Here is a 24335-nt window from a genome sequence, read left to right as displayed (position 1 = left end):
AAAACGCGGCAAGCCGAATGAGACGAAGAAGGAACCGGCCCCGCGGGTTGATAATATGATGGTTTAGGAATTTGCAAGAAATTCGTAATAAGAAATAAGAGAGGTGCCTCACTTGTTACAAGCACTCATACAAGCATTCTCCCGGGATTCGGATTTCACCTCCATGATTGCGGGGGTAGGCGCCGGAATGAAGGAGCAATTGATTTCCGGTTTATCGGGATCTTCCCGGCAGGTGGCGCTCGCAGCGCTGTATCAGGAAACCAAGCGGCCATTACTGGTCGTTACGCATAACATGTTCTCTGCGCAAAAAATATTCGAAGATTTGCAGGAAGCGCTATCAGCGGATCAGGTGCTGCTGTATCCTGCAAACGAACTGGTCGCTGCCGAAGCGGCCGTCTCAAGTCCCGAGACGCTTGCCCAGCGGATTGAGGTGCTTCTGCAATGTTCCCAGGAATTCCGGGGAATTGTGGTGGTGCCTTATTCGGGCGTGCGCCGGTTTATCCCGACGCCTGAAGCGATGTCCAGTGCCGGATTGACGATAGAACTAGGAGGCACGCTTCAACTGGATAACTTCCTGACCCGGATGATCGAGCTCGGTTATGAAAGAGTGGAACGAGTGGAATCCCGGGGAGAGATGAGTATCCGCGGAGGCATTATCGATTTTTATCCGCTGACGTCGGCTTTGGCATACCGTGTAGAGCTTTTTGACGATGAAGTGGATTCCATCCGCACCTTCGACCCTGCCGACCAGCGTTCCGTGGATCAGATCAAGCAGGTATTAGTGACGCCGTGCAAAGAGATGATCGCTACCCGGGACCGGTTGGAGCAAGCGGCCCAGGTTGCGACGGAGAAGCTGGAACAACAGCTTGAAAAAATGAGCGATCGTCAGGCGAAGAACAAACTGCGCGAAGAGGTCTCCCGGGAAATTGAGCTGCTACGGGAGCATGTCTATTTTCCGGAAATCTATAAATATATTTCTCTGATCTATCCTGAAAATAAAACGTTGTACGACTATATGCCGAAAGATACGCTGCTTGTTCTCGACGAACCCGCCCGCCTTTTGGAAACGTCGCGTCAATTGGAGCGGGATGAGTCCGAGTGGAATCTGCATCTGTTTCAGAACGGCAAGAGCTTGCCGGAGCTGCCATTAGCTATGGAAGGCGACCGCGTACTGTATCACCGTCCGTTCCAGACGTTGTTCTTGTCGCTGTTTTTGCGTCAGGTTCCGCATACGCAGCCGCAAAACATCATTAACTTCGTCAGCCGGGCGATGCAGGATTTTCACGGTCAGATGAACGTGCTGAAGGCGGAAATGGAACGGTGGAAAAAGAGCGGGGCTAATGTAATCATGCTGGCCAGCACGGAAGAGCGGATGGACCGGATGCGCAGGGTGCTCCAGGATTACGGAATCGATGAGCCGACGCTCCTGCAGGGCAATCTGCAGTCGGGTTTTGAGCTCCCTTCCGTCCATCTCGTCGTGATTACCGAAGGAGAAATGTTCTCCCAGAAACAGCGGAAAGCGCGCAAGGTCGGCAAAAGCATGGACAATGCGGAGCGGATCAAGAGCTATACCGAGCTGAAAGTGGGCGATTATGTCGTTCACCAGAATCACGGGATCGGGAAATATTTAGGCATAGGTACGCTGGAAGTCGGGGGCATACACAAGGATTACATGCACATCCTGTATGCCGGCGGCGATAAATTGTCCGTGCCGATCGAGCAGATCGACATGATCCAGAAGTACGTCGGTTCGGAAGAAAAAGAGCCGAAGATTTACAAGCTCGGGGGCAACGAATGGACCCGGGTCAAAAATAAAGTGCGCACTTCCGTGCAGGACATTGCGGACGACCTTATCAAGCTGTATGCAGACCGCCAGGCTTCACCGGGCTATGCATTCGAGAAGGACACGCCGGAACAGCAGGAATTCGAAGCGATGTTCCCTTATGAAGAAACTAGGGATCAGCTTCGCGCCATCGAAGAAATCAAAACAGATATGGAACAATCCCAGCCGATGGACCGGCTGCTCTGCGGCGATGTCGGCTACGGCAAAACCGAAGTGGCGATTCGCGCCGCATTCAAGTCGGCCATCGAAGGCAAGCAGGTTGCCGTTCTGGTACCTACGACGATTCTGGCTCAGCAGCACTATGAGACATTCCGCGAGCGCTTTGCCGGATATCCGATTAATATCCAGACGCTGAGCCGGTTTCGCAGCCGCAAGGAGCAGAATGAGACGATCAAGGGCGTACGCCAGGGAACGGTGGATATCGTGATCGGTACCCATCGCCTGCTATCGCAGGATCTCGTTTTTAAAGATTTGGGACTGTTGATCGTGGACGAGGAGCAGCGGTTCGGCGTAACTCATAAAGAAAAGCTGAAGAAGCTGAAAACGAATGTGGACGTGCTGACCCTGACGGCGACTCCGATCCCGCGGACCCTGCATATGTCCATGCTTGGCGTCAGAGACTTGTCCGTCATTGAAACGCCGCCGGAGAACCGTTTCCCGGTGCAAACCTACGTGGTGGAACATAGCCAGGCGCTGGTGCGGGAAGCCGTGGAACGGGAAATGGCGCGCGGCGGGCAGATCTACTATCTGTACAATCGCGTACAAGGGATACAGGAGATGGCCGCGCAAATTTCGATGCTCGTTCCCGACGCCAGAGTCGGCATCGGCCATGGGCAAATGTCGGAGCAGGAATTGGAAAAGACAATCCTTGATTTCCTTGACGGGGAATACGATGTGCTCGTCAGCACCAGCATCATCGAGACGGGCGTGGATATTCCGAACGTCAATACCTTAATCGTGCACGATGCGGACAAAATGGGGCTTTCCCAGCTCTATCAGCTGCGCGGCCGTGTAGGCCGGTCCAATCGGATCGCTTACGCCTATTTTACGTATCAGCGCGATAAATCGCTTACGGAGGTAGCCGAGAAGCGCCTTCAGTCGATCAAGGAGTTCACCGAGCTCGGGTCGGGCTTTAAAATCGCGATGCGCGACCTCTCCATCCGCGGAGCCGGGAATCTGCTCGGGGCGGAGCAGCACGGCTTTATCGCTTCCGTCGGCTTTGACCTGTATTCTCAGATGCTGGCCGAAGAAATTCAGAAGCGCAAGGTGACCATGCTTGGGGAGACTGTACCGGACGAGTCGAAATGGAATACCACAATCGACCTTGGCATCGACGCCTATTTACCGTCGGATTACATTTATGATAGTATTCAGAAGATTGAGATTTACAAAAAGACAGCTTCCGCCGCTACGTTTGAAGATGTAGCCGAACTGGAGGACGAGCTGCTGGACCGGTTTGGAGAACTGCCGGAAGCCGTCCAAAATCTGTTATCGGTTGCAAGGGTGAAGCTGTATGGCAGACAATACGGCATCGAATCCATCGCTTTGCGCGGGGAAGAAGTGACCGTGAAGTTTTACGACGGGCGGGAACGGGATGTTCTCCCGGCCAAGATTGCGGAAGTTGGAAATCTGTTTGGAAGACGTGTACAATTTAATCAGGGGTCGGTCATGCTGATCCGGATCAAAACCAAGGGAATGGACGATAAAGAAATGATGGGCTTATTGGAGCAGTTCCTGGGAGCCCTGAAGGACTCGTTCAAAGCGAAAGGGGAACTACAAGATGTTTCGAAGTAAAGGGCGTTCTTGGAAGACGCTGCTCATTGCCCTCGTTGCAGTAATGGCATTTTCCGTTATGGCGGGTTGCGGCAAGAAAGAGGATAAGAATGCTTCAGGCGGCGAAGACAAGAGCAAAGTGATTGCAACCTATGAAGGCGGCGAAATTACGGAGAACGAATTCGACCGCGAACAGCGGATCGTGCTTGCGCTTCAGCCGAACGTTGAACAGTTCATGCAAATGGACGATTTTCGCGATTATCTGATCAAGCAAGAGATTGCATATGAATATCTGGAAGCCAAGGCCGACGACAAGATGAAAGAAGAAGGCAAGAAAAAGGCCGAGGAACAATTCGCCGCGATGAAGGAATCGATGGGCGAGGAAGCATTCAAGAGTTTGCTGGATGGGCAAAAGATTTCCGAAAAGGAATTCAAAAACTACATGATTCGGATTTATACCGTCATGGAAAGCGAAAAAGCCAAGATCAGCGACGATGACGTGAAGAAAGAATTTGAAGCGACCAAAGAGGATTACATCACCGCTTCGGTTCGCCATATCCTGATCGGGTTCACCGACAAGGAAGGCAAAGAACGCAGCAAAGAGGACGCGTTGAAGCTCGCCAATGAAGTTAAGGCCAAATTGGACAAAGGCGAGGACTTTGCGGCGCTGGTGAAACAGTATTCCTCCGACGGACAAACCAACATCGACAACGGCGGGCTCTACGCGGACACTCCTGTAAGCAACTGGGTAACCGAGTTTAAGGAAAAAGCGATGACACTGCCGCTTAATACGATTAGCGAACCCGTGGAAACTACGTATGGATACCATATCATGCGTGTGGAAAAACGGACCGAGAAGAAATTCGAGGATCTGACGCAAGAGGAGAAGGATCTGATCAAAATGTCGGCCGCTTCCCAAAAGCTGGACGAGTTCATGGTGGGCGATCTGGAGAAGAAAATTATCAAGAAGATCGAATTGCCTAAGGTTGAGCAGAAGGAAGAGGAAGGCGGAACGACGAATTCCGGCTCGACCAATTCCGGGACAAGCGGGGACGAAGGCAAGAGCGGAACCGATGCGGGCGGCACGGATGCCGGAACCTCCGAGAACGGTTCGGGCGCCAACAGCGGTACAAGCAACAGCAAATAACGGGACAACCCGTTTCATTTGGCTTTGCAGAAGCAGCGCGGAGCGATTCGCGCTGTTTTGCTGATCTAAATTAAAATTCCCGATTACCTGCAGAAACTGTCTGAAGAACCGAAGAGAAGCCCCACGTTCCGTGGGGTTATTTTGTCCGCATTCATCTCGAGAAAGGTGATCTGCGGAACTGATAAATTGAATGAATAAGCTGCTGGGAAGGGATGAATACTATGGTCAGAATCACAAGAGCCGAATCCCTCCATTGTATACAAAATAAGCCGCCGGTTGGTCAGGAAAAACCGAAGGCCGCGCAACTTTTTTACCGGTAGCGGTGTATTAACATACCGAAGGGTAAATGAATATCCAACTGACAGTAGTTCAATACTTCTTTAGAAAGCGGGGCAACATGTGATATGAAAGCTACTGGAATTGTACGCCGTATTGATGATTTGGGCCGGGTGGTCATTCCGAAGGAGATCCGACGGACACTTCGGATCCGTGAAGGGGATCCGCTTGAGATTTTTGTGGATCGCGACGGCGAGGTTATTCTGAAAAAATATTCCCCGATCGGGGAGTTGGGTGACTTCGCGAAAGAGTATGCGGAATCGCTTTACGAGAGCACAGGCCATATTACTTTGATCTCTGACCGTGACACGATTATTGCGATTGCGGGTGCATCGAAAAAGGAATACTTGGACAAGCAAATCAGCGCTCTCTTGGAAAATAGTATGGACAACCGTAAAATTATACTGGAGTCGAGTACAGGTACGTATGAGGTTATTAAGGATCATTCCGAGACGATCTCTTCCTTCGTAATCGCTCCGATCATCTCGGGTGGGGACCCGATCGGTACTGTGGTTCTGTTGAATAAGGATGAATCCGTAAAAATGTCGGAGCTCGAGTCTAAAATGGCGGAAACCGCCGCCGGATTTTTGGGCAAGCAGATGGAGCAATAGTAGCAGTAAACCTGATTTAACAAACACACTCCCGCTGCAGCGGGACGGCGGAGCCGTCCGGGCAGGGAGTGTATTTTTTTGATCCGGTTTCCCGGATTTTGCGGTGGCATGGCGGGGGGCGCAGGTTTCGTCATATAATGGAACCTGAATGCAGGACCAATATGAACCCGCAAAGTAGGTAAACTATGAAAGACAATAAAAGTGCAGCGTCCGGACTGCTTAAGGGTGCGGCTGTTCTTAGCCTGGCTGCAATCGTAAGCAAGCTGCTCGGCACGCTGCAAAAAATTCCGCTGCAAAACATCGGCGGAGACGGCGTTTTTGGAATTTATAACACCGTATATCCTTTTTATACGATAGTGATCACGCTGGCCACGGCAGGCTTTCCGACCGTGGTGTCCAAATTTGTGGCGGAACAGCAGGCCTTGGGGGAGGAACGCGGTAAACGGGCCGTGCTGCAGATGGCATCGATCGTCATGGCCGTACTGGGGATCATCGGGTGTGCCCTCATGTACTTTGGAGCTCGGCAGCTTGCGGCATGGATCGGCAACAGCCATCTGATTCCCGCTTTGCGGAGCGCGGCCCCGGCTTTGTTGTTTATCCCGCTTAGCGCGTCCCTGCGGGGATATTTCCAAGGACTGCAAAATATGATACCGACCGCGGTATCCCAGGTAACAGAGCAGGGAGTCCGCGTGGCGGTCATGATTGTTCTGCTGTTTTATTTTACGGGCACCGGGGGGACGGAAGCGGTCATTGCGGGCGGAGCGCTCGCCGGATCGGCGACCGGAGGGGCTGCGGGCCTGGCGGTCATGCTGCTGTATTGGAGAAGCCATCGTAAACAGGAGAGGTTGCGGAAGGCGGGAAGAAGCGGCCATCGAGAGAAGGGAGAGTCGGACCGCCATCCTGGCGATGAATCGGCTGCTGGGCTGAAGGGGTACAAGCCTGGCATGGACGCCGCCGTGCATTTGGCAGGAAACTCGCGCCGCGGCGTAGGGCTCCTCAAGGAAATGCTGCGTTATGCCATCCCTATCTGCCTGGCTTCGCTGGCTATTCCACTGCTTAGCCTGGTCGATACTTTCACGCTGCCGAGGTTGTTATCCTCGACGCGGGACGGACTCCGCGTTATGACGGAAGTGGGCATATATAACCGGGGCATCCCGCTTGTCCAACTCGTAACGATGCTCGCTTCTTCTTTGTCGGTGCTGTTCATCCCGCTCTTGGCGGAAATGAATTTGCGCGGCGACCGGGAAGGCATTACTCGCCAAACCGGAATCGCATTGCGTTGGTTCTGGTTGATCGGCCTGGCTTCGTCGGCAGGGTTGGCGCTGCTGGCAGGGCCGATTAACGTAATGCTGTACGAAGACGGCACCGGCACCGGCACGTTCGCCTGGGTAGCCTGGACAGCCGCGCCCGGCGCGATGGTAACGATCACCGCCGCGCTGCTGCAGGGGCTTGGCGCCGTGCGCGCCCCCGCGGTGCACCTGCTGGCGGCCGCCGTGCTCAAGGCGGCGCTGAACGCGCTGCTCGTGCCGCAGCTCGGCATTACCGGCGCGGCGATCGCCGGCATCGCCGCTTACACCGCCGCCGCAGCGCTGAACCTTGCGCTGCTGCTCCGGCGCGCGGGGCTGCGCCCGCGCCTGCGGGACGCGCTGCTGCGCCCCGCAACGGCCGCCCTGGCGATGGCGGCCGCCGTGCTGCTGCTGCGCCTTGCCGCAGCCGCCGTGCTGCCGCCGGGCCGACTGGCGGCCCTGGCAGAGAGCCTGCTCGGCGTAGCGCTCGGCGCAGCCGTGTTTGCGGCCGCCGCGGTGCGGGCGCGCCTGATCAGCGCGGCGGAGCTTGGCGCCCTGCCGCGGGTCGGCCCGAAGCTGCTGCGACTGCTTCGGAAGCTGCGGCTGCTGCGCTAGCGCGCCGGCTTGACGGCTAGGCGCCTTAGCTTAACGCCGGCGCCCGGCACCTTTTCGCCGTACGCAATTTTTACGCCGCCGCCGGCCTGGATCCCGTTTCAGGGGTCTCCTTGAAACGGGAACATTTTTGTCTTCAGTGCGTGAAGTGGTATAGTAAGGAATGGATTGTTCTATTTTGCCGGTAACGAGACAGGAGCGTGACTTCAAATGGGAGCAGTGATTACCGTTGTTGGATTGGGTTCGGGCGATCCCGACCGTCTGACGCTGGGAAGCTTGAAATTGCTTCAGGAAGCGCAGGAGAGATACGTGCGTACCAAAGACCATCCGGTGGTGGCCTGGCTGGAGGAAAGCGGAGTGACTTTTACCTCGTTTGATGAGGTGTACGAGTCCAAAGATGATTTTCCTTCGGTCTACAAAGAGATTGTGGAGCGGTTGATTTCCGCCGCTAAGCCGTCTTCGGGAGAAAAAACGGTACTGTATGCCGTACCCGGTCATCCGATGGTTGCGGAGGCAACTGTAAAGCTGTTGCGCGAACGCTGTCCGGAAGAGGGAATTGACTTACGCATCACCGGAGGCGAGAGCTTCTTGGATGAAGCTTTTGTCCGGCTTGGCTTTGATCCGATCGAGGGATTCCAACTGCTGGACTCGTCTGAATTGTCTCAGGCGCGGATGGATCCCCGGAGGCATACGCTGATCGGCCAGGTTTACGATGAATTTACCGCCTCGGACGTGAAGCTGAGCCTGATGGAGACCTACCCGGACGATTACCCCGTCGTTGTCGGACATGCCCTTGGGGTATCCGGGGCGGAGCAGGTGCTGCGCATTCCGCTTTATGAACTGGACCGCGTCCAGGGTTACGGCAACTTGTCGCTTGTCTACGTACCGGCGAGCAACGACGAAAGCCTGCGTATTCGCAGTTTTGAGCGATTGCATGAGATCGTGGCGATTCTCCGCAGTCCGGAAGGGTGTCCTTGGGACCGAGAACAGACTCATGAGTCGATTCGCAAAAATCTCATTGAAGAAACCTATGAGGTGCTGGAGACGATTGACGATGACGATCCGGAGCACATGCGCGAAGAGCTGGGTGACCTCCTGCTGCAAATTATGCTGCATTCGCAAATGGAAGAGGAAACCGGCATGTTTACCGCTTACGACGTGATCCAGGAGCTTAATGAAAAGCTGCTGTACCGTCATCCTCATGTATTCGGCAATCTGAGCGCCGAGGATGCCGAGGCCGCGCTCCAGAACTGGGAAGCGATGAAGGCGGAGGAGAAGCGGCGTAAAGGGATCGAACCGGAGAAACTATCCGCTTTGAGTGGGGTGCCTCGGGATTTGCCGGCGCTGATGAAGGCCTATAAGCTCCAGAAGAAAGCGGCGAAGGTCGGCTTTGACTGGGATTCCATCGACGGCGTCTGGGCGAAGATCGAGGAGGAACTGGCCGAATTCAAGGAAGCGGTGACTGCAGGTCACCCGGCGGAGGATCAGGCGCTGGAGCTGGGCGACGTGCTGTTCTCGATCGTGAATGCCGCCCGCTACATCGGAGCCGATCCGGAGGAGGCGTTATCCTTGACGATCGCGAAATTTGTCAGACGCTTCGGATATGTGGAAGAGAAGCTTCGCGAAGCCGGAAAAACGCCTGGAGACAGCGATCTCACGGAGATGGACGGTCTCTGGGACGAGGCCAAAAGCCTTGAACGGGAATCCAGATAACTCGAATTTTCACTAAAAAACGGTTTTTTTTGCGAAAAAGCAAAAAAAAGTTGGTCCCCGGGCAGGAATTTGGGTTTTTAGACAGAATTACTCATACAAAGATATCCATGCGGCTTACAGCCATATGGGCTGGAGCCGTTAGTATCCATCTATTTCTTTTATTATTGGGAGGCATTATTAATGAACAAAACAGATCTTATCAACAACATTTCCAGCAAAAGCGGTTTGACTAAAAAAGACGTTGAGACCGTATTGAACGGCGTACTCGGCGAAATCACCGATGCCCTTGCTGGCGGCGACAAAGTACAATTGATCGGCTTCGGCACGTTCGAAACCCGCAAACGTTCCGGTCGTACCGGCCGCAACCCGCAAACCGGCAAAACGATCGAAATTCCTGCATCCAACGTTCCAGCTTTCAAAGCGGGCAACAAACTTAAAGAAGCCGTAAAATAATGCGTCTTGATAAATTCCTAAAGGTGTCCCGGTTGATTAAGCGGCGCACGGTGGCGAAGGACGTCTCCGAACAAGGGAGAGTTCTGATCAACGGGCGCGAATCCAAACCGAGCAGCACCGTTAAGGTGGGCGACGAAATTACCGTTCAATTCGGCCAAAAGCTGGTGACGGTTCGCGTCGAACGTCTTGCGGAGACGACTCGCAAGGAAGAGGCTGCCACCCTGTATACCTTGGTCAAGGAAGAACCGATCGCCAAAGACTCCGGCTTCGACTGGAACTAAGGCGTGAGACGAAGCACGCTCCGTTGTTGAAACGGGGCGTGCTTTTTATTGTTTATAGGTTATCGAAATAGGGGATCGTCAAAAACGTAGAATCGGAAACAACGTACCCCTCCCCTGAACGCGATCTTCCATCGTCCCAACACGCCCAACATGCTCAACGCTCCAACGCCCCCTAAACTAATCCACCTTGCTAACGGACACCAGGGACCTTATTTGCTTAGAAATCGGTGTTTTTAAAATCTAACGGACACCAGAGACCTTAATTAGGCCTAATGCGTCATATTTGGGTTCATTTTCGAAGAATAAGGTCCCCTGTGTCCGTTAGCGGCCAAAAGTGCCTGAATTGTTCCGTTTAACGGCTCCTGTGTCCGTTAGAGTTAGCAGTACTCCCATCCGGTGAGGTCAGGTCCAAGGTGGGCTGGTTATATCCGGGATTTTGAACCCGACGATCTAGGCAGAAGACGATTCATTACCCTGATCTCGCGGAGAATACCGTTTTTTACGGGGGGAGTCAAAAATACCCCTACCCAAATTATTGAAAGATGATAATATATTAATTAATTAACCTCATTTGCTGTTAAAAAGTACTGCCTGTACTTCCACCCATGCAGCAAGATTCTTCCTACCTGGAGCTTCTCAGTTAACAAACTGCTCCTAGAACACACCTCAATCTAAAGATTGCAATCCGCAGTCGCACCAACACACCTCTGATCTGATTTTTCAATAATCAGCATCTGTATCACACACTTCTTAATTAACGTTGCCCCTTTGCCGCACTAACCGTCCTAGATGTTATTTGCTTGTGCACATTAGTGAATTTTTTCACAACCATTGTATTGATTAAGTTCATCAAGTTTCAGAGTTTATGGATTATCGAGGTGCTGAGTTTACTGAGTTTACTGAGTTACTCTGTTTCCTCTGTTTCCTAGGTTTACTGGGTCTACCGAGCTACCGGGTTTACTGGGTTGCCGAAATTAGTGAGTACTTTGTTCACCGAGCCTTTGAGCGCTTTCTGTATCATTGATCTATTTGTGTATTGACTTGCTGCCTCTTTGCTCTATTTTGCCGCATCTATGTATTGTCCTGCTGTATATCTGCTGTAATCTTCACGGAGTTATTCTAGCTGTATTTCTTGTTTTTGTTACTAGCCCTGTTTTTCAGAACGTTTTTTCACAACCATGTTTACAACTGTGCTTCACGGCTGTGCCTTCTGAACCGTGTATCACGCTACTCACAGTTTTTCGCATTCAGTTTATTCCTTGTCCAAGAGGATGATTGCTGATGAAACAATTAATCCACAAGCTCTATTCCCGCGGGGGGCTGTCCAGGGACGAAATCGTCTATTTGCTGGACCACCTGGATGCGGGGGGGCGTAAAGAGCTGTATGGCCTGGCCGACCGGAAACGGCGCGAAAAGTATGGAGACAAGGTTTTTTTGCGCGGTCTGATCGAATTCTCAAGCTACTGCAGAAGGGATTGTCTTTATTGCGGCCTGCGGGCCAGCAACAGGTCGGCGGAGAGATATCGGCTGATGCCCCCGGAAATTCTTGACTGCTGCCGGGAAGGGTACGGTCTGGGATACCGGACGTTTGTGCTCCAAAGCGGTGAGGACCCCTGGTATACGGAGGAGATTTTAGTGAATCTTGTCCGGGCGATTAAGGCCGAATTTCCCGACACGGCGTTGACTTTATCGATTGGCGAGCGGGAGGATCAGACTTACCAAAGGTTGTACGATGCGGGAGCGGACCGATTTTTATTGCGGCATGAAACCGCTTCCCCAAAACTCTACCAGACCCTCCATCCTTCGATGTCTTTTGACAATCGGCGAAGATGCCTCAAGGTGCTCCAGGAAATCGGATACCAGGTGGGAGCCGGTTTCATGGTCGGTTTGCCGGGGCAGACCGCAGAGGATTTGGCGGATGATTTACTGTATTTGCACGCTTTACGCCCGGACATGATCGGTATTGGCCCGTTTATTCCGCATTCCCGAACGCCTTTAAGCGGGGCGGCGGCCGGTACGATTGAGGATACATTGGCAATGGTCGCACTGGCGCGCTTGATGGTGCCGGATGCGCTCATTCCCGCAACGACCGCCTTGGGTTCGCTGGATTCAGAGGGGCGGGAGAAGGCTCTGAAGGCTGGAGCCAACATCGTGATGCCGAACTTGTCACCTATTGCAGTCCGCACAAAATATGCCCTGTATGACAACAAGATCTGTACCGGCGACGAGTCGGCGGCTTGCAGGCATTGCCTGGAGCTGCGGATTCACGCGGCCGGCTTTTCCGTGGATATGGGGAGGGGGGATAGCCTGAAATCATTCCAGGTGAAGCGGCTTACGGCTTCACAGTCAACGCAATAGTTTGTGAAATTAAACACAAAACCCTATACAGAGGAGAAATGGCGAATGAGCAAATGGACCAAAAGTAACCAGCCTGGATTTTTCGAAATCCGGTTGGAATCCATCGGCGGGCTGGGCGCAAATCTGGCCGGGAAAATGCTGGCCGAATCCGGGGTGCTGGGGCTTGGCCTGAATGGAGCCGGCTTTTCATCATATGGCTCGGAAAAGAAAGGATCGCCCGTTAAAAGCTTTATCCGGTTTTGCGGTCCCGACATGGAGATCCGCGACCACAGTCCGATCGAACAGCCGGATGTCATCGGCGTATTTCATGAAGCGCTGCACACGACCGTGCAGGTTCTGAGCGGATTGAAGCCCGGCGGAGTCGTTCTGGTTAACTCGACCCGCAGCTTTGAGGAAATCCGCAGCGATCTCAACTATCCTCATGGAACGCTGGCCGTGGTCGATGCCCTGGGCATCGCCTTGGAGGAGCGTACCAGGGTGAATACTTCGATGCTGGGAGCCTTGTTCCGGATTTGCGATTTTCTGGACCGCGACTCCATGCGAGATGTTATCCGGCGTACGTTTGAAAAAAAATATCCGCAGCTCGTCGAGCCCAACCTGCGGACCTTCGACCGGGGCTATGACGAGGTGCAATTTGAAACCGTGGAATCTCCCGCCGAAGCGGCTGCGCTATCCTTTATACGGCAACAACCGCAACTTGGCTACGAGACGCAGGAGATGGGCGGAATTATCCGGACCCAAGGAAACAGCTTGCTTAAAGATTTAAGCGGCTCCCGTCAGGGCTATGTGCCCGAGTTGGATCTGGAATCCTGCATTCATTGTGCCAACTGCGATGCAGCCTGCCCCGACCTATGCTTCGTATGGGAATCCGCGGAGGATAAGCGCGGGAGAATGCAGATGTTTTTACAGGGAATCGATTATCAATATTGCAAAGGCTGCCTGAAATGTGTGGAAGTATGCCCGACCGGGTCGCTGGCTCCCCTCCGGGAAGAGGCCGGATACGCCGACAGCCATCGTGTAGCGCATGTTTTTAATTAAAGCTAAAGCGTAAGGAGGACTTTTCCTATGTCGATCATGGAAGAAGCAGTAACGGCATTAACGACGCCGGAACAAACAGTTGCGTTTGAATCGGGGAACGAAGCCGCGGCGATGGCCGCGATGCAAATCAATTATCATGTGATGGGTTATTTTCCGATCACGCCGTCGACGGAAATCGCCCAAATTCTCGATCAGAAGAAGGCGCAGGGCCTTCATGATATCCAACTGATCGCCGCGGACGGCGAGCACGGCTCGGCCGGCATTTGTTACGGGGCGGCGCTCAGCGGAGCCCGGGTGGTCAATGCGACGAGCGCCAACGGATTTATGTACATGCTGGAACAGATTCCCGTACAATCGGGCACCCGGTTCCCGATGGTGTTAAACCTGGTGACGCGCGCCATCAGCGGCCCGCTGGATATCCGCGGAGACCACTCCGATTTGTATTATGCGCTGAACACGGGTTGGCTCATTTTGACGGCCAGCACGCCGCAGGCGGTGTATGACATGAACATTATCGCGCTCAAACTGTCTGAGCATGCGGATGTGCGGTTGCCGGTCATCGTCGCTTACGACGGTTTTTTTACCTCCCATCAAAAACGGAAGCTCCATTATTTCCAGGACGGCCGGAGCGTTCGCGCCTTCGTTGGAGAGCTGCCGCCGGCGGGATTCGATAATGTGGCCGATCCGGCCAATCCCATTACGATCGGCGCCCATATGAACGGCGACGATCTGCTGAATAACCATTACCAGCTGCACCTTGCCCAGGAGCAGGCGGCCGGGGTGTATAAGCAGATTGCCAGCCAATATGAGCAATTTTCCGGACGCAGCTATGAAACGTTGGAGCTGTACTGCATGGACGATGCCGAAGTCGCGCTGTTCCTCTTGAATTCGGCGGCGGAATCGGCCAAGGATACCGTCGACAAGCTGCGCGCGGAAGGGATTAAAGCGGGGCTTGTCCGGCCGAATATTATCCGGCCGTTCCCGGCTGAAGAGCTGCGGAATGCGCTGCGCGGCGTCAAGGCGCTGCTTGTCGGCGAGCGGGCCGACTCTTACGGCGGACAGGGCGCCAATATGACGCATGAGGTGCGTTCCGCGCTGAAGCTGGACCCGGATAATTCCACAATCGTGCTCTCCCGGGTGTTTGGGCTGGGAGGCAAGGATTTTTATCCGGATGATGCGGAAGCTTTCTTCCGCTTGGCCTTGGAGGCCGTAGAAAAAGGTCATGCCGAGGTGCCCTTTGACTATTACGGCCAGGTGCCGGGGGATGAAGACAAACGGCTGCAGCCGGTGTTGACTCCGCGCCATGGCGATGCCTATAAGAGCGGTCTGATCCAGATCACGCCGAACGAGGCGACGGGCAAGCTCAAGGTGAAGCTGCCGCCGTTGCGCAGCCTCACGGTCAAGCCGAAACGGCTGGCTCCGGGGCACGGCGCCTGCCCGGGCTGCAGCGCCATCTCTTCCCTGGAACTGTTCTATAAAGGGATCGAGGGGGATGTCGTTACCCTCGTGCAAACCGGCTGCGCTTATGTCGTTACCGCCGGTTATCCGTACACCTCTCATAAGCAAACTTTCGTACACAATCTGTTCCAAAACGGAGCGGCGACGGTGTCGGGAATGGTTGAAGCCTTTTGGGAGCGGAAACGGCGCGGCGAAATACAGGTGTCCGATGATGTGACCTTCATTATGGTGACAGGCGACGGCGGTATGGATATCGGGATGGGCCCGTCCATCGGGGCGGCTCTGCGCAACCATCGGATGATTATTTTGGAGTACGACAACGAGGGATATATGAACACCGGCTCCCAACTGTCCTATTCCACGCCGCTCGGGCATCAGACGAGTACCTCCGGCGTAGGCAAGAAGCAGAAGGGGAAGGCGTTCCACCATAAGGATACGCCGCAAATCATGGCGGCAACGAACATTCCGTATGTGTTTACGGCGGTGGAGTCCATGCCGCAGGATCTGATCATGAAGGCCGCAAAGGCGCAGTGGTACGCGCAGAATGAGGGCCTGGTTTACGGCAAGGTGCTGAGCACCTGTCCGCTGAACTGGCGCTCCGAAGATCACCTGGGCGGTACCATCCTGAAAGCGGCGGTAGACTCGTGCTTCTTCCCGCTGTATGAGGTGGAGCATGGCGTAACCACGATTACGTACGACCCGGAGGCAAAGAACAACCGGATCCCGGTGGCGGAGTGGCTGGAGATGATGGGCAAGACGAAGCACATGCTTGCCGATGAAGAACTGCTGGGCGCTTTCGAGGAAGAGATCGACAAGCGCTGGGAACGTCTCAAGCTGAAGCATGAATCCCCGCTCCTGTAAGGGAATCAGGGATTTTTGAAAGGGGAGAATTTCATCCATGGAGGATACTTGCTGCGGTCAGGGAAAGGTGAACAAGGAACGGCTGGATCAGGTCCGGGAGGCCATCGCCCAGTTTCGGATGCTTCAGGGGGCACTGATTCCCGTTCTGCATGAAATCCAGGATATATTCGGTTATTTACCGGAGGAAGCGCTCCAAATCGTATCCGAAGAATTGGAGTTGCCGATGGCGGAAATTTACGGGGTGGCGACGTTTTACTCTTTTTTCTCGCTGGAACCGAAAGGAGAGTATGTGATCCGCGTTTGCATGGGTACCGCCTGTTATATCAAGGGGGCGCAGGCTGTTCTGGACCGGCTGGCCCAAGAGCTTGAAATTCCGGTGCAGGGCACGACGCCTGACGGCAAATTCACGTTGGATGCGACCCGCTGTCTCGGGGCTTGCGGCCTCGCTCCGGTCATGACGATCGGCGAGAAAGTGTATGGCCGCTTAACGCCGAACGAAATTCCGAAGATCCTGAAATCGATGCGTACGCCCGCCCATACGCATTAAGGAGGAAACGACATGAAAACATTGGTTGATCTGGAAAGCATCCGCACTGCGGCGTTAAGCCGGCTTGTCAGGCGGCAGCTCGGCAAGGTGGAGGAAGATACCGTCGGCGTTGCTCAGCGGTCCGTCATGATTTGCGGCGGTACGGGCTGCGTTTCATCGGATTCGATGATCATCGTGGATGCTTTTCAACAGGAAGTAGCCAGTCAGGGGATTGAAGATCAGATCGACATCGTGCGCACCGGCTGTTTTGGACTTTGCGAATTGGGGCCCGTGGTCATCGTTTACCCGGAAGAGGTCTTTTATAGCCGTGTCACCGTAGAGGATGTAGCGGAAATCGTCGAGGATCATTTATTGAAGGGGCAGATTGTAGAGCGGCTGGTTTATGAGGCTTCTATCGAGGACGGGGAGATTTTGCCGCTGCAACAGGTTGATTTTTTCCGCAAGCAGATGCGGATTGCCCTCCGAAACTGCGGAACAATCGATCCGGAGGAGATCGACGAGTATATCGCCATGAGCGGATACAAAGGGCTGCATAAGGTGTTAACCACGATGGAGCCGGGCGAAGTCATCCGCACGGTGAAAGAGGCGGGGCTCCGGGGCCGGGGAGGCGGGGGCTTTCCGACCGGGGTAAAATGGGAAACCGCGGGCAAACAGAACAATCCGCAAAAATATATAATCTGCAACGCCGATGAAGGCGATCCCGGCGCATTTATGGACCGTTCCATTCTGGAAGGCGACCCGCATTCGGTGCTGGAGGGCATGGCGATTGCCGGTTATGCGATCGGAGCGGACCAAGGCTTCATTTATGTGCGGGCCGAATATCCGATTGCGGTAAGGCGGATTCAACTCGCCATCAAGCAGGCGCGGGAGTATGGTTTGCTCGGAGCCAACCTGTTCGGCACGGACTTTTCTTTTGATGTCAGCTTGCGTCTCGGGGCCGGCGCTTTCGTGTGCGGGGAAGAAACCGCGCTGATGAATTCGGTGGAAGGCAAACGGGGAATGCCGAATCCGAAGCCGCCGTTTCCGGCGGTCAGCGGTCTGTGGGAGAAGCCGACGGTCATTAACAACGTGGAGACGCTGGCCAACATCCCGCAGGTGATGCTCAAAGGGTCCGCGTGGTATGCCGGTATCGGCACGGACAAGAGCAAAGGGACCAAGGTGTTTGCGCTTGGCGGCAAAGTGGTTAACACCGGGCTGGTGGAGGTGCCCATGGGGATCACGCTGCGCGAGGTGATTTTTGAGATCGGCGGCGGGATTCCCGGCGGCAAGGCCTTCAAGGCGGTGCAGACGGGAGGACCGTCCGGCGGCTGCCTTACCAGCGAGCATCTGGATCGCAAGATCGATTATGATACCTTGCTCAGCCTCGGTTCGATGATGGGCTCGGGCGGCATGCTGGTGATGGATGAGGAGACCTGCATGGTCGACGTAGCCCGCTATTATCTTGATTTTACGCGCGACGAGTCCTGCGGCAAATGCGTTCCTTGCCGGATCGGCACCAAGCGGCTGCTCGAAATTCTGGAGCGAATTACGGAAGGCAAAGGGACGATGGAAGATCTTGACGTGCTGGATGAATTGTCCGTGCAGATCAAAGCGGCCTCCCTTTGCGGTTTGGGGCAAACCGCTCCGAATCCGGTGCTGTCCACGCTCAAATATTTCCGGGATGAGTATGTGGCGCATGTGGTCGACAAAAAATGCCCGTCCGGCGTTTGCCGCTCCCTGATCACGTTCGTAATCCGGGCCGAGAAGTGCAGAGGCTGCGGGCTATGCGCGCGCAAATGTCCGGTAAACGCCATTACGGGCAAGATCAAGGAGCCGTATCTCATCGATCCGGAACTGTGCATTAAATGCGGGATTTGCTTCGACAGCTGTAAATTTGCCGCCATCTATAAAAGCTAAAGGTGTGAGGAGATCAAGATGGATACCGTAAAATTATGGATCGACAATATCGAAACGGAAGTGCCCCAAGGAACGACGGTTCTCCAGGCTGCCCGCGAGCTGGGCGTGTACATTCCCACCCTTTGCCACATGCAGGGGGTCAGTCATTCGTCCAGCTGCCGTGTATGTCTGGTAGAGTCGGGTCCCCGGCTGATTGCATCTTGTACCTTGGCGGCGGAAGAAGGCATGCAAATCCGGACCAATACCCAGAAGGTGCGGGATGCGCGGAAGACCACGGTGGAGCTGATCCTGTCGGATCATAATCAAGAGTGCCCTTCCTGTTCGCGGAGCGGCACTTGCGAGCTGCAGGATGTCTCCAAGCAGGTCGGCGTTCGCCACGTACGTTATACGGGGAAAAAATCGCACAGCCACGTCGATTTTTCTTCCCCTTCCATTATGAGGGATACATCAAAGTGCATTCTTTGCGGACGGTGCGTAGCGGTATGCAATTTGCAGTCCGTCGGGGCCATCGGGTTCATGAATCGCGGCTTTGACACGACCATCGGCCCGGCGATGGGCAAATCGATTGGCGAAAGCGTTTGCGTAAACTGCGGCCAGTGCATTATGGCTTGTCCGGTTGGTGCACTGCAAGAGCGGGAAAATATGAACGATGTCTGGCAGGCCATCGCCGATCCTAACAAGTTCGTCGTGGTTCAGGCCGCTCCGGCGGTACGGGTCGCGCTTGGCGAAGAGTTCGGCATGCCGGTCGGCACCCGGGTGACCGGCAAAATGGTCGCCGCGCTCCGGCGGATCGGGTTCGACAAGGTGTTCGACACGGATTTCGGAGCCGACCTGACCATCATGGAGGAAGGCAGCGAGCTGCTGCACCGGTTGGAAACCGGCGAACGGCTGCCGCTCATGACCTCCTGTTGTCCGGGTTGGGTGAAGTTCGTCGAGCATTTTTTCCCGGATATGATGGATAATCTCTCCAGCTGCAAATCCCCTCATGAGATGGAGGGGGCGCTCATCAAGAGTTATTTTGCACAGATGATGGACATCGATCCCGAGCGGATCGTGGTCGTTTCGATCATGCCTTGTACCGCGAAGAAATATGAAGGGCAGCGTGAAGAATTGTCCCACGCGGAACGGCAGGATGTGGACTATGTCCTGACGACCCGGGAGCTGGCGTGGATGATCAAAGAAGCGGGAATCGACTTCGCTCGCTTGCGCGGGGAGGATTTCGACAATCCGTTTGGTGAGGCGTCCGGGGCCGGCGTCATCTTTGGGGCAACGGGCGGAGTGGCTGAGGCCGCCTTGCGGACGGTGTTTGAGCTGGTTGCCGGAGAGGAGCTGGATACCGTGGAGTATACCGCCGTGCGCGGCATGGAGGGGATCAAGGAAACGGCGGTTATGCTGCCTAACGGGAAAATGGTCCGCACCGCCGTCGTACACGGCCTTGGTAACGCCAGAAAACTCATGAACATGATCGCCAAAGGCGAGCGGAACTACGAGTTCATCGAGGTCATGGCCTGCCCGGGCGGATGTATCTGCGGCGGCGGCCAACCACTGCTTCAGGCCGATCTTAGGGGCAAGGTCAATGTAAAGGCCGAGCGGGCAAAGGCGATCTATGACGAGGACGAGGCGTCGCCGATCCGCAAATCGCACCGCAATCCGCACATCCTTCGGGTTTATTCGGAGTTCCTGGAGCGGCCGAACAGTTCCAAGAGCCACACTTATCTGCATACGCATTACAAAGTGCGCTCCCGTTATTAACGGGAGCCACGCTCTATAAATTGCGGGTTCACTCTATTAATCAGCAGGAGGGATTGGGATGAGCAAAGCAGCACCTCACGAGGAACTTGCCGAATTTATACGGGAGGAAGAGATCGAGGCATGTCTTGCTTTCGGCGACTCGGCGGCCCGCGATCCGGATCTGGTCCGGTGCATTCTGGAGAAGGCGAGATCATCCAAAGGTTTAAGCCCGATGGAAGCCGCCGTGCTGCTCCATGTGGACGAGGAGCAAATCCTGGATGAAATCTTTACCGCGGCCCGCGAAGTGAAGGAGCGGATTTACGGGAACCGGATCGTTCTGTTCGCTCCCCTATATGTCAGCAACTATTGCGTGAATAACTGCGAGTACTGCGGATACAAGCACTCGAACAGCGAGCTGCACCGACGGCGTTTGAATCGGGAGGAGCTGATCCGGGAGGTGGAAGTGCTCCAGCGGCTGGGACACAAGCGCCTTGCTCTGGAAGCCGGAGAGGACCCGCTCAACTGTTCGATCGAGTACATTCTCGAATGCATGGAGACGATCTATTCGGTCAAGGTGGACAATGGCAGCATCCGACGGATCAACGTCAATATTGCCGCGACTACCGAGGAAAATTACCGCAAGCTGGGCGAGGTCGGAATCGGAACGTACATCCTGTTTCAGGAAACCTATCATCGCCCCACTTACCGCAAGCTTCATGCTCAAGGGCCTAAGGGCGATTACGATTGGCATACGACGGCGATGGACCGGGCGATGCGGGCCGGCATCGATGATGTGGGCGTCGGTGTCCTATACGGCTTGTATGAGCATAAATACGAAACCATCGCCATGCTGCTTCATGCCAATCATTTGGAGGAGACGTTCGGATGCGGGCCGCATACCGTCTCTGTGCCCCGCCTAAGGGCGGCGGAAGGGGTCGATCTGGAACGTTTCCCCCATCTTGTGAGTGATGGCGAATTCAAAAAAATCGTAGCCGTGCTGCGCCTTTCCGTCCCTTACGCCGGGATGATTCTGTCTACCCGCGAGGATACGGAATTCCGCGATGAAGTCATTAAGCTCGGCATCTCGCAGATCAGCGCGGGCTCATGCACCGGAGTCGGCGGGTATATGAACACGTACGAGGAGAAGGGTACGGCAGGGGACACTCCGCAATTCGAGGTGGGGGATCAGCGTTCTCCATTGGAGATGATCAAGGCGCTGTGCCGGGACGGCTATATTCCTAGCTACTGTACGGCGTGTTACCGCGAGGGCAGAACCGGCGACAGGTTCATGCGCCTGGCCAAATCGGGCCAGATCCACAACGTCTGCCATCCAAATTCGCTGCTGACCTTGCAGGAATATCTGCTGGACTATGGCGACGAAGAGGCCAGGGATATCGGCCGGGCCGTGATTGAAAAAAATCTCGATCGGATTCCGAAGGCCGCGGCGCGGAAGGTTACGCTGGACCGGCTGGCACGGATCGAAGCCGGGGAGCGCGACTTAAGATTCTAACCCATCCGCCGGCTATGAAGAACACCCCTTATTATTTGATTCAAAGAAAAACCGTCCAGGGATGAAGATATTCGTCCCCGGACGGTTTCTTGGTTAAACGGGAGATTCCGCCGACTCCTCCCATGCCATGATGGCCGATGGGAATAACTCTATCGCGCGAGGGAAGATGCCGTGCACATATGCGATCAGAACGCCGTAGTTGACGATCGGCACCTCGGCCGCCTTGGATTGTTGGATGCGATGCAGCATGGCCTTTCGGTTAAGCATGCAAGCTCCGCAGTGGACGATCAGAGCGTAGCGGCTCAAATCCGGAGGATAACTGTATCCGGCGGCATGCTCGATATGAAGCTGCTTTCCCGTTATCTGCCTTAGCCAGCGCGGGATTTTGACCGTGCCGATATCGTCGGATTGCTGGTGGTGCGTACAGGCTTCGGCGATTAATACAGAATCCCCGTCCTGCAAATTTTCGATGGTGCGGGCCCCCTTCACGAGTTCGTTCAGCTCCCCTTTGTGACGGGCAAACAGGATTGAGAAGGAAGTGAGCGGAACCTCCTTCGGGGTGTCGGCGGCTACTTTGAGGAAAGCCTGGGAGTCCGTAATCACGAGCCGCGGTTTGCGTCCCAGATGGTTCAGGGTTTCCTTTAGTTCATGTTCCTTGGTCACGATCGCGATGGCATCGCTCTCCAGCACATCTCGGATGCACTGTTGCTGAGGCAGAATCAGCCTGCCTTTGGGCGCTGCCTTATCGATCGGAACGACCATGACGACAAAGTCTCCGGGCGATATGAGATCGCCGAGGATGCGGAATCGTTCGTTATCATGAGGGAGGGCGTCGATGATGGCTTGTTTCAGCTCGGCCACCCCGGCCCCCGACAACGCATTGAAAGGAACGGACTTAACTCCGTACGTTGCTTCGATCCCGTTTTGGACTCCTTGGATATCCTCTACCGTATCGCTTTTGTTGATCACGCTGATGACAGGAATGCCCTTGGATCTAAGTTCGGCAAGCAGCTCTACGTAAAAAGCGTCCGCCCCCACCCCGGCATCGGCGACCAGCAGAGCCAGGTCGGTGCGTCCTAGGATCTCCCGGGTTTTTTGCATGCGCTGCTCGCCAAGTAATCCCTCGTCGTCCAGTCCGGCCGTGTCGATCAGGATGACTGGACCTAGCGGCAGCAGCTCCATTGCTTTGTATACCGGATCGGTCGTCGTCCCCTTTACCGGGGAAACCACGGCAAGCTCCTGTCCCGTCAGGGCGTTGATGACACTCGATTTCCCCACATTGCTCCGGCCGTAAATCGCGATATGAATTCGTTCGCCGCGCGGCGTGGCGGATGTGCTCATATGCGGCTTCCTCCTTATTTGCCGGGAATCCCCGGCTTGGTGATTTGGAGCGGGCTCAAGATGCCGCGAACCTGCTCGGCGGTTAGCAGACCGCGTTCCAGGACGATGGCTTCGACCGTTTTGCCCTCGTTTTGAGCTGTTTTGGCAATTTCCGAAGCCAGTTCATAGCCCAGATGCGGGACAAGCGCCGTAGCCAGCACGGTGGACTGTTGCAAATGCTTCTCGCACTGCTCATTGTTTACCGTTATGCCGCGGATGCAGCGCTGTTCGAAGAGTTGTACGGCCCGAGTAAGGATATCCAAGGATTCGAGCAGGGACTCGGCGATCAGCGGAGAAAACGCATTTAACTCAAGCTGTCCGCTTGCGGCGGCCCATGTAATCGCGGAGTCGTTGGCGATAACCCGCATGGCGACGAGTCCGGTCATTTCGGCCATGACCGGATTGACCTTTCCCGCCATCACCGACGAGCCGGCCTGCACGGGAGGCAGCCGGTATTCGCCGAGGCCTCCGGCCGGACCGGATGCCAGCAGCCGCAGATCGTTAGCAATCTTGAGCAGGTTTACGGCCGCTGCCTTTAACAGCCCGGAGACTTCGACGAAGACATCCATATTTTGCGTCGGGTCGATCGGAAATTCGCTGCGGCATAAGCCCATACCGGTCAAATCCCGCAGCACTTCCGTCACCTGGTAAATATAGGCCCGGGGAGCTCCTAACCCCGTTCCGATCGCGGTGCCGCCCAGATGGATCTCGCGCAACCGTTCTTCCGCCTTGTAGAGCCGCCAACGATCGCGGGCTACGGCTTTGGCGTAGGCGCCGAACTCCTGCCCGGCCATCATAGGCAGGGCGTCCATCAGTTGCGTTCGGCCGAGCTTCAAGATATCCGCATATTCCTGCTCTTTACGCTGCAGCGCCTCCTGCAGAGCGGCAAAAGCTTCGCTTAGCGGCCGGAGCAATGAGATTGCGGCAATTCGCAGCGCGGTAGGATACACATCATTCGTGGATTGGCAGCAATTCACGTGGTCCAGAGGATGGACGAGGGAGTAATCCCCTTTTTGCCCGCCCAATAATTCGATCGCCCTATTGGCAATCACTTCGTTTACGTTCATATGGGTGGAGGTGCCAGCACCGCCTTGCAGCGCGTCGACAACGAATTGGTCCTGCAAGGCTCCGCCGATGATTTCGTCACATGCAAGAACAATGGCCCGGGAGACAGGCGCGGGAATCAGGGATAGCTTGCCGGTCGTCATCGCTGCGGCTTTCTTGATAATAACAATGGAGGAGAACAGGTGGCGGTTGGCGGCCCTTTCGCTAACGGGGAAGTTTTCCAAGGCCCGGGTCGTATGAATACCGTAATAAGCATCCGAGGGGACTTCCTTTTCTCCTAAAGGGTCGGTTTCGATACGGTAGCTTTGTTGCCGGTCGGAATGCAATGCGTTTCCTTTGCTCATAAAGGATGCGCCCCTATCCTGTAATTGGAATGTATTTCCTTTATGGTAAAAGAATGCGGTTTCCGCTACAGTAAAATTGATCACTGGAACGA

The 24335-nt window shown here is 54.9% G+C and carries 16 protein-coding genes; 14 read left to right on the top strand and 2 right to left on the bottom strand.

The window, feature by feature from the left end; translation table 11 throughout:
* The first annotated feature begins 112 nt into the window (after window positions 1–112).
* The 14 genes from mfd to hydG all read left to right on the top strand — a co-directional run bounded on the left by mfd (window position 113) and on the right by hydG (window position 21454).
* Window positions 113–3637, top strand: coding sequence for a transcription-repair coupling factor (mfd, locus tag ACLB09_RS23980; RefSeq protein ID WP_410772358.1), 3525 nt, complete (start codon window positions 113–115; stop codon window positions 3635–3637).
* Window positions 3624–4763, top strand: coding sequence for a peptidylprolyl isomerase (locus ACLB09_RS23975; protein WP_410772357.1), 1140 nt, complete (start codon window positions 3624–3626; stop codon window positions 4761–4763). Before mfd ends, ACLB09_RS23975 begins: the two co-directional genes overlap by 14 nt.
* Before the next feature lie 404 nt (window positions 4764–5167).
* Entirely contained in the window at window positions 5168–5710 is a 543-nt protein-coding gene (gene spoVT / locus ACLB09_RS23970) for a stage V sporulation protein T (protein ID WP_410772356.1), read from the top strand.
* A gap of 185 nt (window positions 5711–5895) precedes the next feature.
* Window positions 5896–7611: a putative polysaccharide biosynthesis protein gene (locus tag ACLB09_RS23965; RefSeq protein ID WP_410772355.1), complete on the top strand. Its 1716-nt coding sequence runs from the start codon at window positions 5896–5898 to the stop codon at window positions 7609–7611.
* A 207-nt stretch (window positions 7612–7818) separates the two neighbouring features.
* Entirely contained in the window at window positions 7819–9321 is a 1503-nt protein-coding gene (yabN, locus tag ACLB09_RS23960) for a bifunctional methyltransferase/pyrophosphohydrolase YabN (RefSeq protein WP_410772354.1), read from the top strand.
* A gap of 180 nt (window positions 9322–9501) precedes the next feature.
* The gene (locus tag ACLB09_RS23955) at window positions 9502–9774 is read left to right on the top strand and encodes an HU family DNA-binding protein (RefSeq protein WP_044482598.1); all 273 of its coding nucleotides are present in this window, start codon (window positions 9502–9504) and stop codon (window positions 9772–9774) included.
* Window positions 9774–10055, top strand: a complete 282-nt coding sequence (locus ACLB09_RS23950) for an RNA-binding S4 domain-containing protein (protein WP_331848917.1) — start codon at window positions 9774–9776, stop codon at window positions 10053–10055. The genes ACLB09_RS23955 and ACLB09_RS23950 overlap by 1 nt, the downstream gene beginning before the upstream one ends.
* 1281 nt (window positions 10056–11336) lie before the next feature.
* The gene (hydE, locus tag ACLB09_RS23945; protein WP_410772353.1) at window positions 11337–12413 is read left to right on the top strand and encodes a [FeFe] hydrogenase H-cluster radical SAM maturase HydE; all 1077 of its coding nucleotides are present in this window, start codon (window positions 11337–11339) and stop codon (window positions 12411–12413) included.
* 45 nt (window positions 12414–12458) lie between these two features.
* Window positions 12459–13451: a 2-oxoacid:acceptor oxidoreductase family protein gene (locus tag ACLB09_RS23940; protein WP_410772352.1), complete on the top strand. Its 993-nt coding sequence runs from the start codon at window positions 12459–12461 to the stop codon at window positions 13449–13451.
* A 27-nt stretch (window positions 13452–13478) separates the two neighbouring features.
* Entirely contained in the window at window positions 13479–15770 is a 2292-nt protein-coding gene (locus ACLB09_RS23935; protein WP_410772351.1) for a thiamine pyrophosphate-dependent enzyme, read from the top strand.
* Between the two features lie 37 nt (window positions 15771–15807).
* Window positions 15808–16317 carry an NADH-quinone oxidoreductase subunit NuoE gene (nuoE, locus tag ACLB09_RS23930; RefSeq protein ID WP_410772350.1) on the top strand — a complete coding sequence of 170 codons (510 nt, stop codon included), beginning with the start codon at window positions 15808–15810 and terminating at the stop codon, window positions 16315–16317.
* A gap of 12 nt (window positions 16318–16329) precedes the next feature.
* Window positions 16330–18213, top strand: coding sequence for an NADH-ubiquinone oxidoreductase-F iron-sulfur binding region domain-containing protein (locus ACLB09_RS23925; RefSeq protein WP_461729003.1), 1884 nt, complete (start codon window positions 16330–16332; stop codon window positions 18211–18213).
* Between the two features lie 18 nt (window positions 18214–18231).
* Window positions 18232–19965, top strand: coding sequence for an NADH-dependent [FeFe] hydrogenase, group A6 (locus ACLB09_RS23920; protein WP_410772349.1), 1734 nt, complete (start codon window positions 18232–18234; stop codon window positions 19963–19965).
* Between the two features lie 58 nt (window positions 19966–20023).
* Window positions 20024–21454 (top strand): [FeFe] hydrogenase H-cluster radical SAM maturase HydG, encoded by a 1431-nt coding sequence (gene hydG, locus ACLB09_RS23915; RefSeq protein ID WP_410772348.1) that lies wholly within the window; start codon window positions 20024–20026, stop codon window positions 21452–21454.
* Window positions 21455–21547: 93 nt separating this feature from the next.
* Here hydG and hydF read toward each other — a convergent pair whose 3' ends face one another.
* Together hydF and ACLB09_RS23905 are read right to left on the bottom strand one after the other, a co-directional pair.
* Window positions 21548–22795, bottom strand: coding sequence for a [FeFe] hydrogenase H-cluster maturation GTPase HydF (hydF, locus tag ACLB09_RS23910; protein ID WP_410772347.1), 1248 nt, complete (start codon window positions 22793–22795; stop codon window positions 21548–21550).
* 14 nt (window positions 22796–22809) lie between these two features.
* Window positions 22810–24243: an aspartate ammonia-lyase gene (locus ACLB09_RS23905; RefSeq protein WP_410772346.1), complete on the bottom strand. Its 1434-nt coding sequence runs from the start codon at window positions 24241–24243 to the stop codon at window positions 22810–22812.
* Window positions 24244–24335: the final 92 nt, after the last annotated feature.

Origin of the sequence: Fontibacillus forbon, from assembly GCF_046559655.1 — a bacterium.
Classification (GTDB): Bacteria; Bacillota; Bacilli; order Paenibacillales; family Paenibacillaceae; genus Fontibacillus.
This window is presented reverse-complemented; position numbering and strand designations above follow the sequence as displayed.

Excerpts from the sequence above, each read along its gene's own strand:
- ACLB09_RS23975 (WP_410772357.1), top strand. The coding sequence starts at position 3,624 with ATGTTTCGAAGTAAAGGGCGTTCTTGGAAGACGCTGCTCATTGCCCTC.
- spoVT (WP_410772356.1), top strand. The coding sequence starts at position 5,168 with ATGAAAGCTACTGGAATTGTACGCCGTATTGATGATTTGGGCCGGGTG.
- ACLB09_RS23965 (WP_410772355.1), top strand. The coding sequence starts at position 5,896 with ATGAAAGACAATAAAAGTGCAGCGTCCGGACTGCTTAAGGGTGCGGCT.
- yabN (WP_410772354.1), top strand. The coding sequence starts at position 7,819 with ATGGGAGCAGTGATTACCGTTGTTGGATTGGGTTCGGGCGATCCCGAC.
- ACLB09_RS23955 (WP_044482598.1), top strand. The coding sequence starts at position 9,502 with ATGAACAAAACAGATCTTATCAACAACATTTCCAGCAAAAGCGGTTTG.
- ACLB09_RS23950 (WP_331848917.1), top strand. The coding sequence starts at position 9,774 with ATGCGTCTTGATAAATTCCTAAAGGTGTCCCGGTTGATTAAGCGGCGC.
- hydE (WP_410772353.1), top strand. The coding sequence starts at position 11,337 with ATGAAACAATTAATCCACAAGCTCTATTCCCGCGGGGGGCTGTCCAGG.
- ACLB09_RS23940 (WP_410772352.1), top strand. The coding sequence starts at position 12,459 with ATGAGCAAATGGACCAAAAGTAACCAGCCTGGATTTTTCGAAATCCGG.
- ACLB09_RS23935 (WP_410772351.1), top strand. The coding sequence starts at position 13,479 with ATGTCGATCATGGAAGAAGCAGTAACGGCATTAACGACGCCGGAACAA.
- nuoE (WP_410772350.1), top strand. The coding sequence starts at position 15,808 with ATGGAGGATACTTGCTGCGGTCAGGGAAAGGTGAACAAGGAACGGCTG.
- ACLB09_RS23925 (WP_461729003.1), top strand. The coding sequence starts at position 16,330 with ATGAAAACATTGGTTGATCTGGAAAGCATCCGCACTGCGGCGTTAAGC.
- ACLB09_RS23920 (WP_410772349.1), top strand. The coding sequence starts at position 18,232 with ATGGATACCGTAAAATTATGGATCGACAATATCGAAACGGAAGTGCCC.
- hydG (WP_410772348.1), top strand. The coding sequence starts at position 20,024 with ATGAGCAAAGCAGCACCTCACGAGGAACTTGCCGAATTTATACGGGAG.
- hydF (WP_410772347.1), bottom strand. The coding sequence starts at position 22,795 with ATGAGCACATCCGCCACGCCGCGCGGCGAACGAATTCATATCGCGATT.
- ACLB09_RS23905 (WP_410772346.1), bottom strand. The coding sequence starts at position 24,243 with ATGAGCAAAGGAAACGCATTGCATTCCGACCGGCAACAAAGCTACCGT.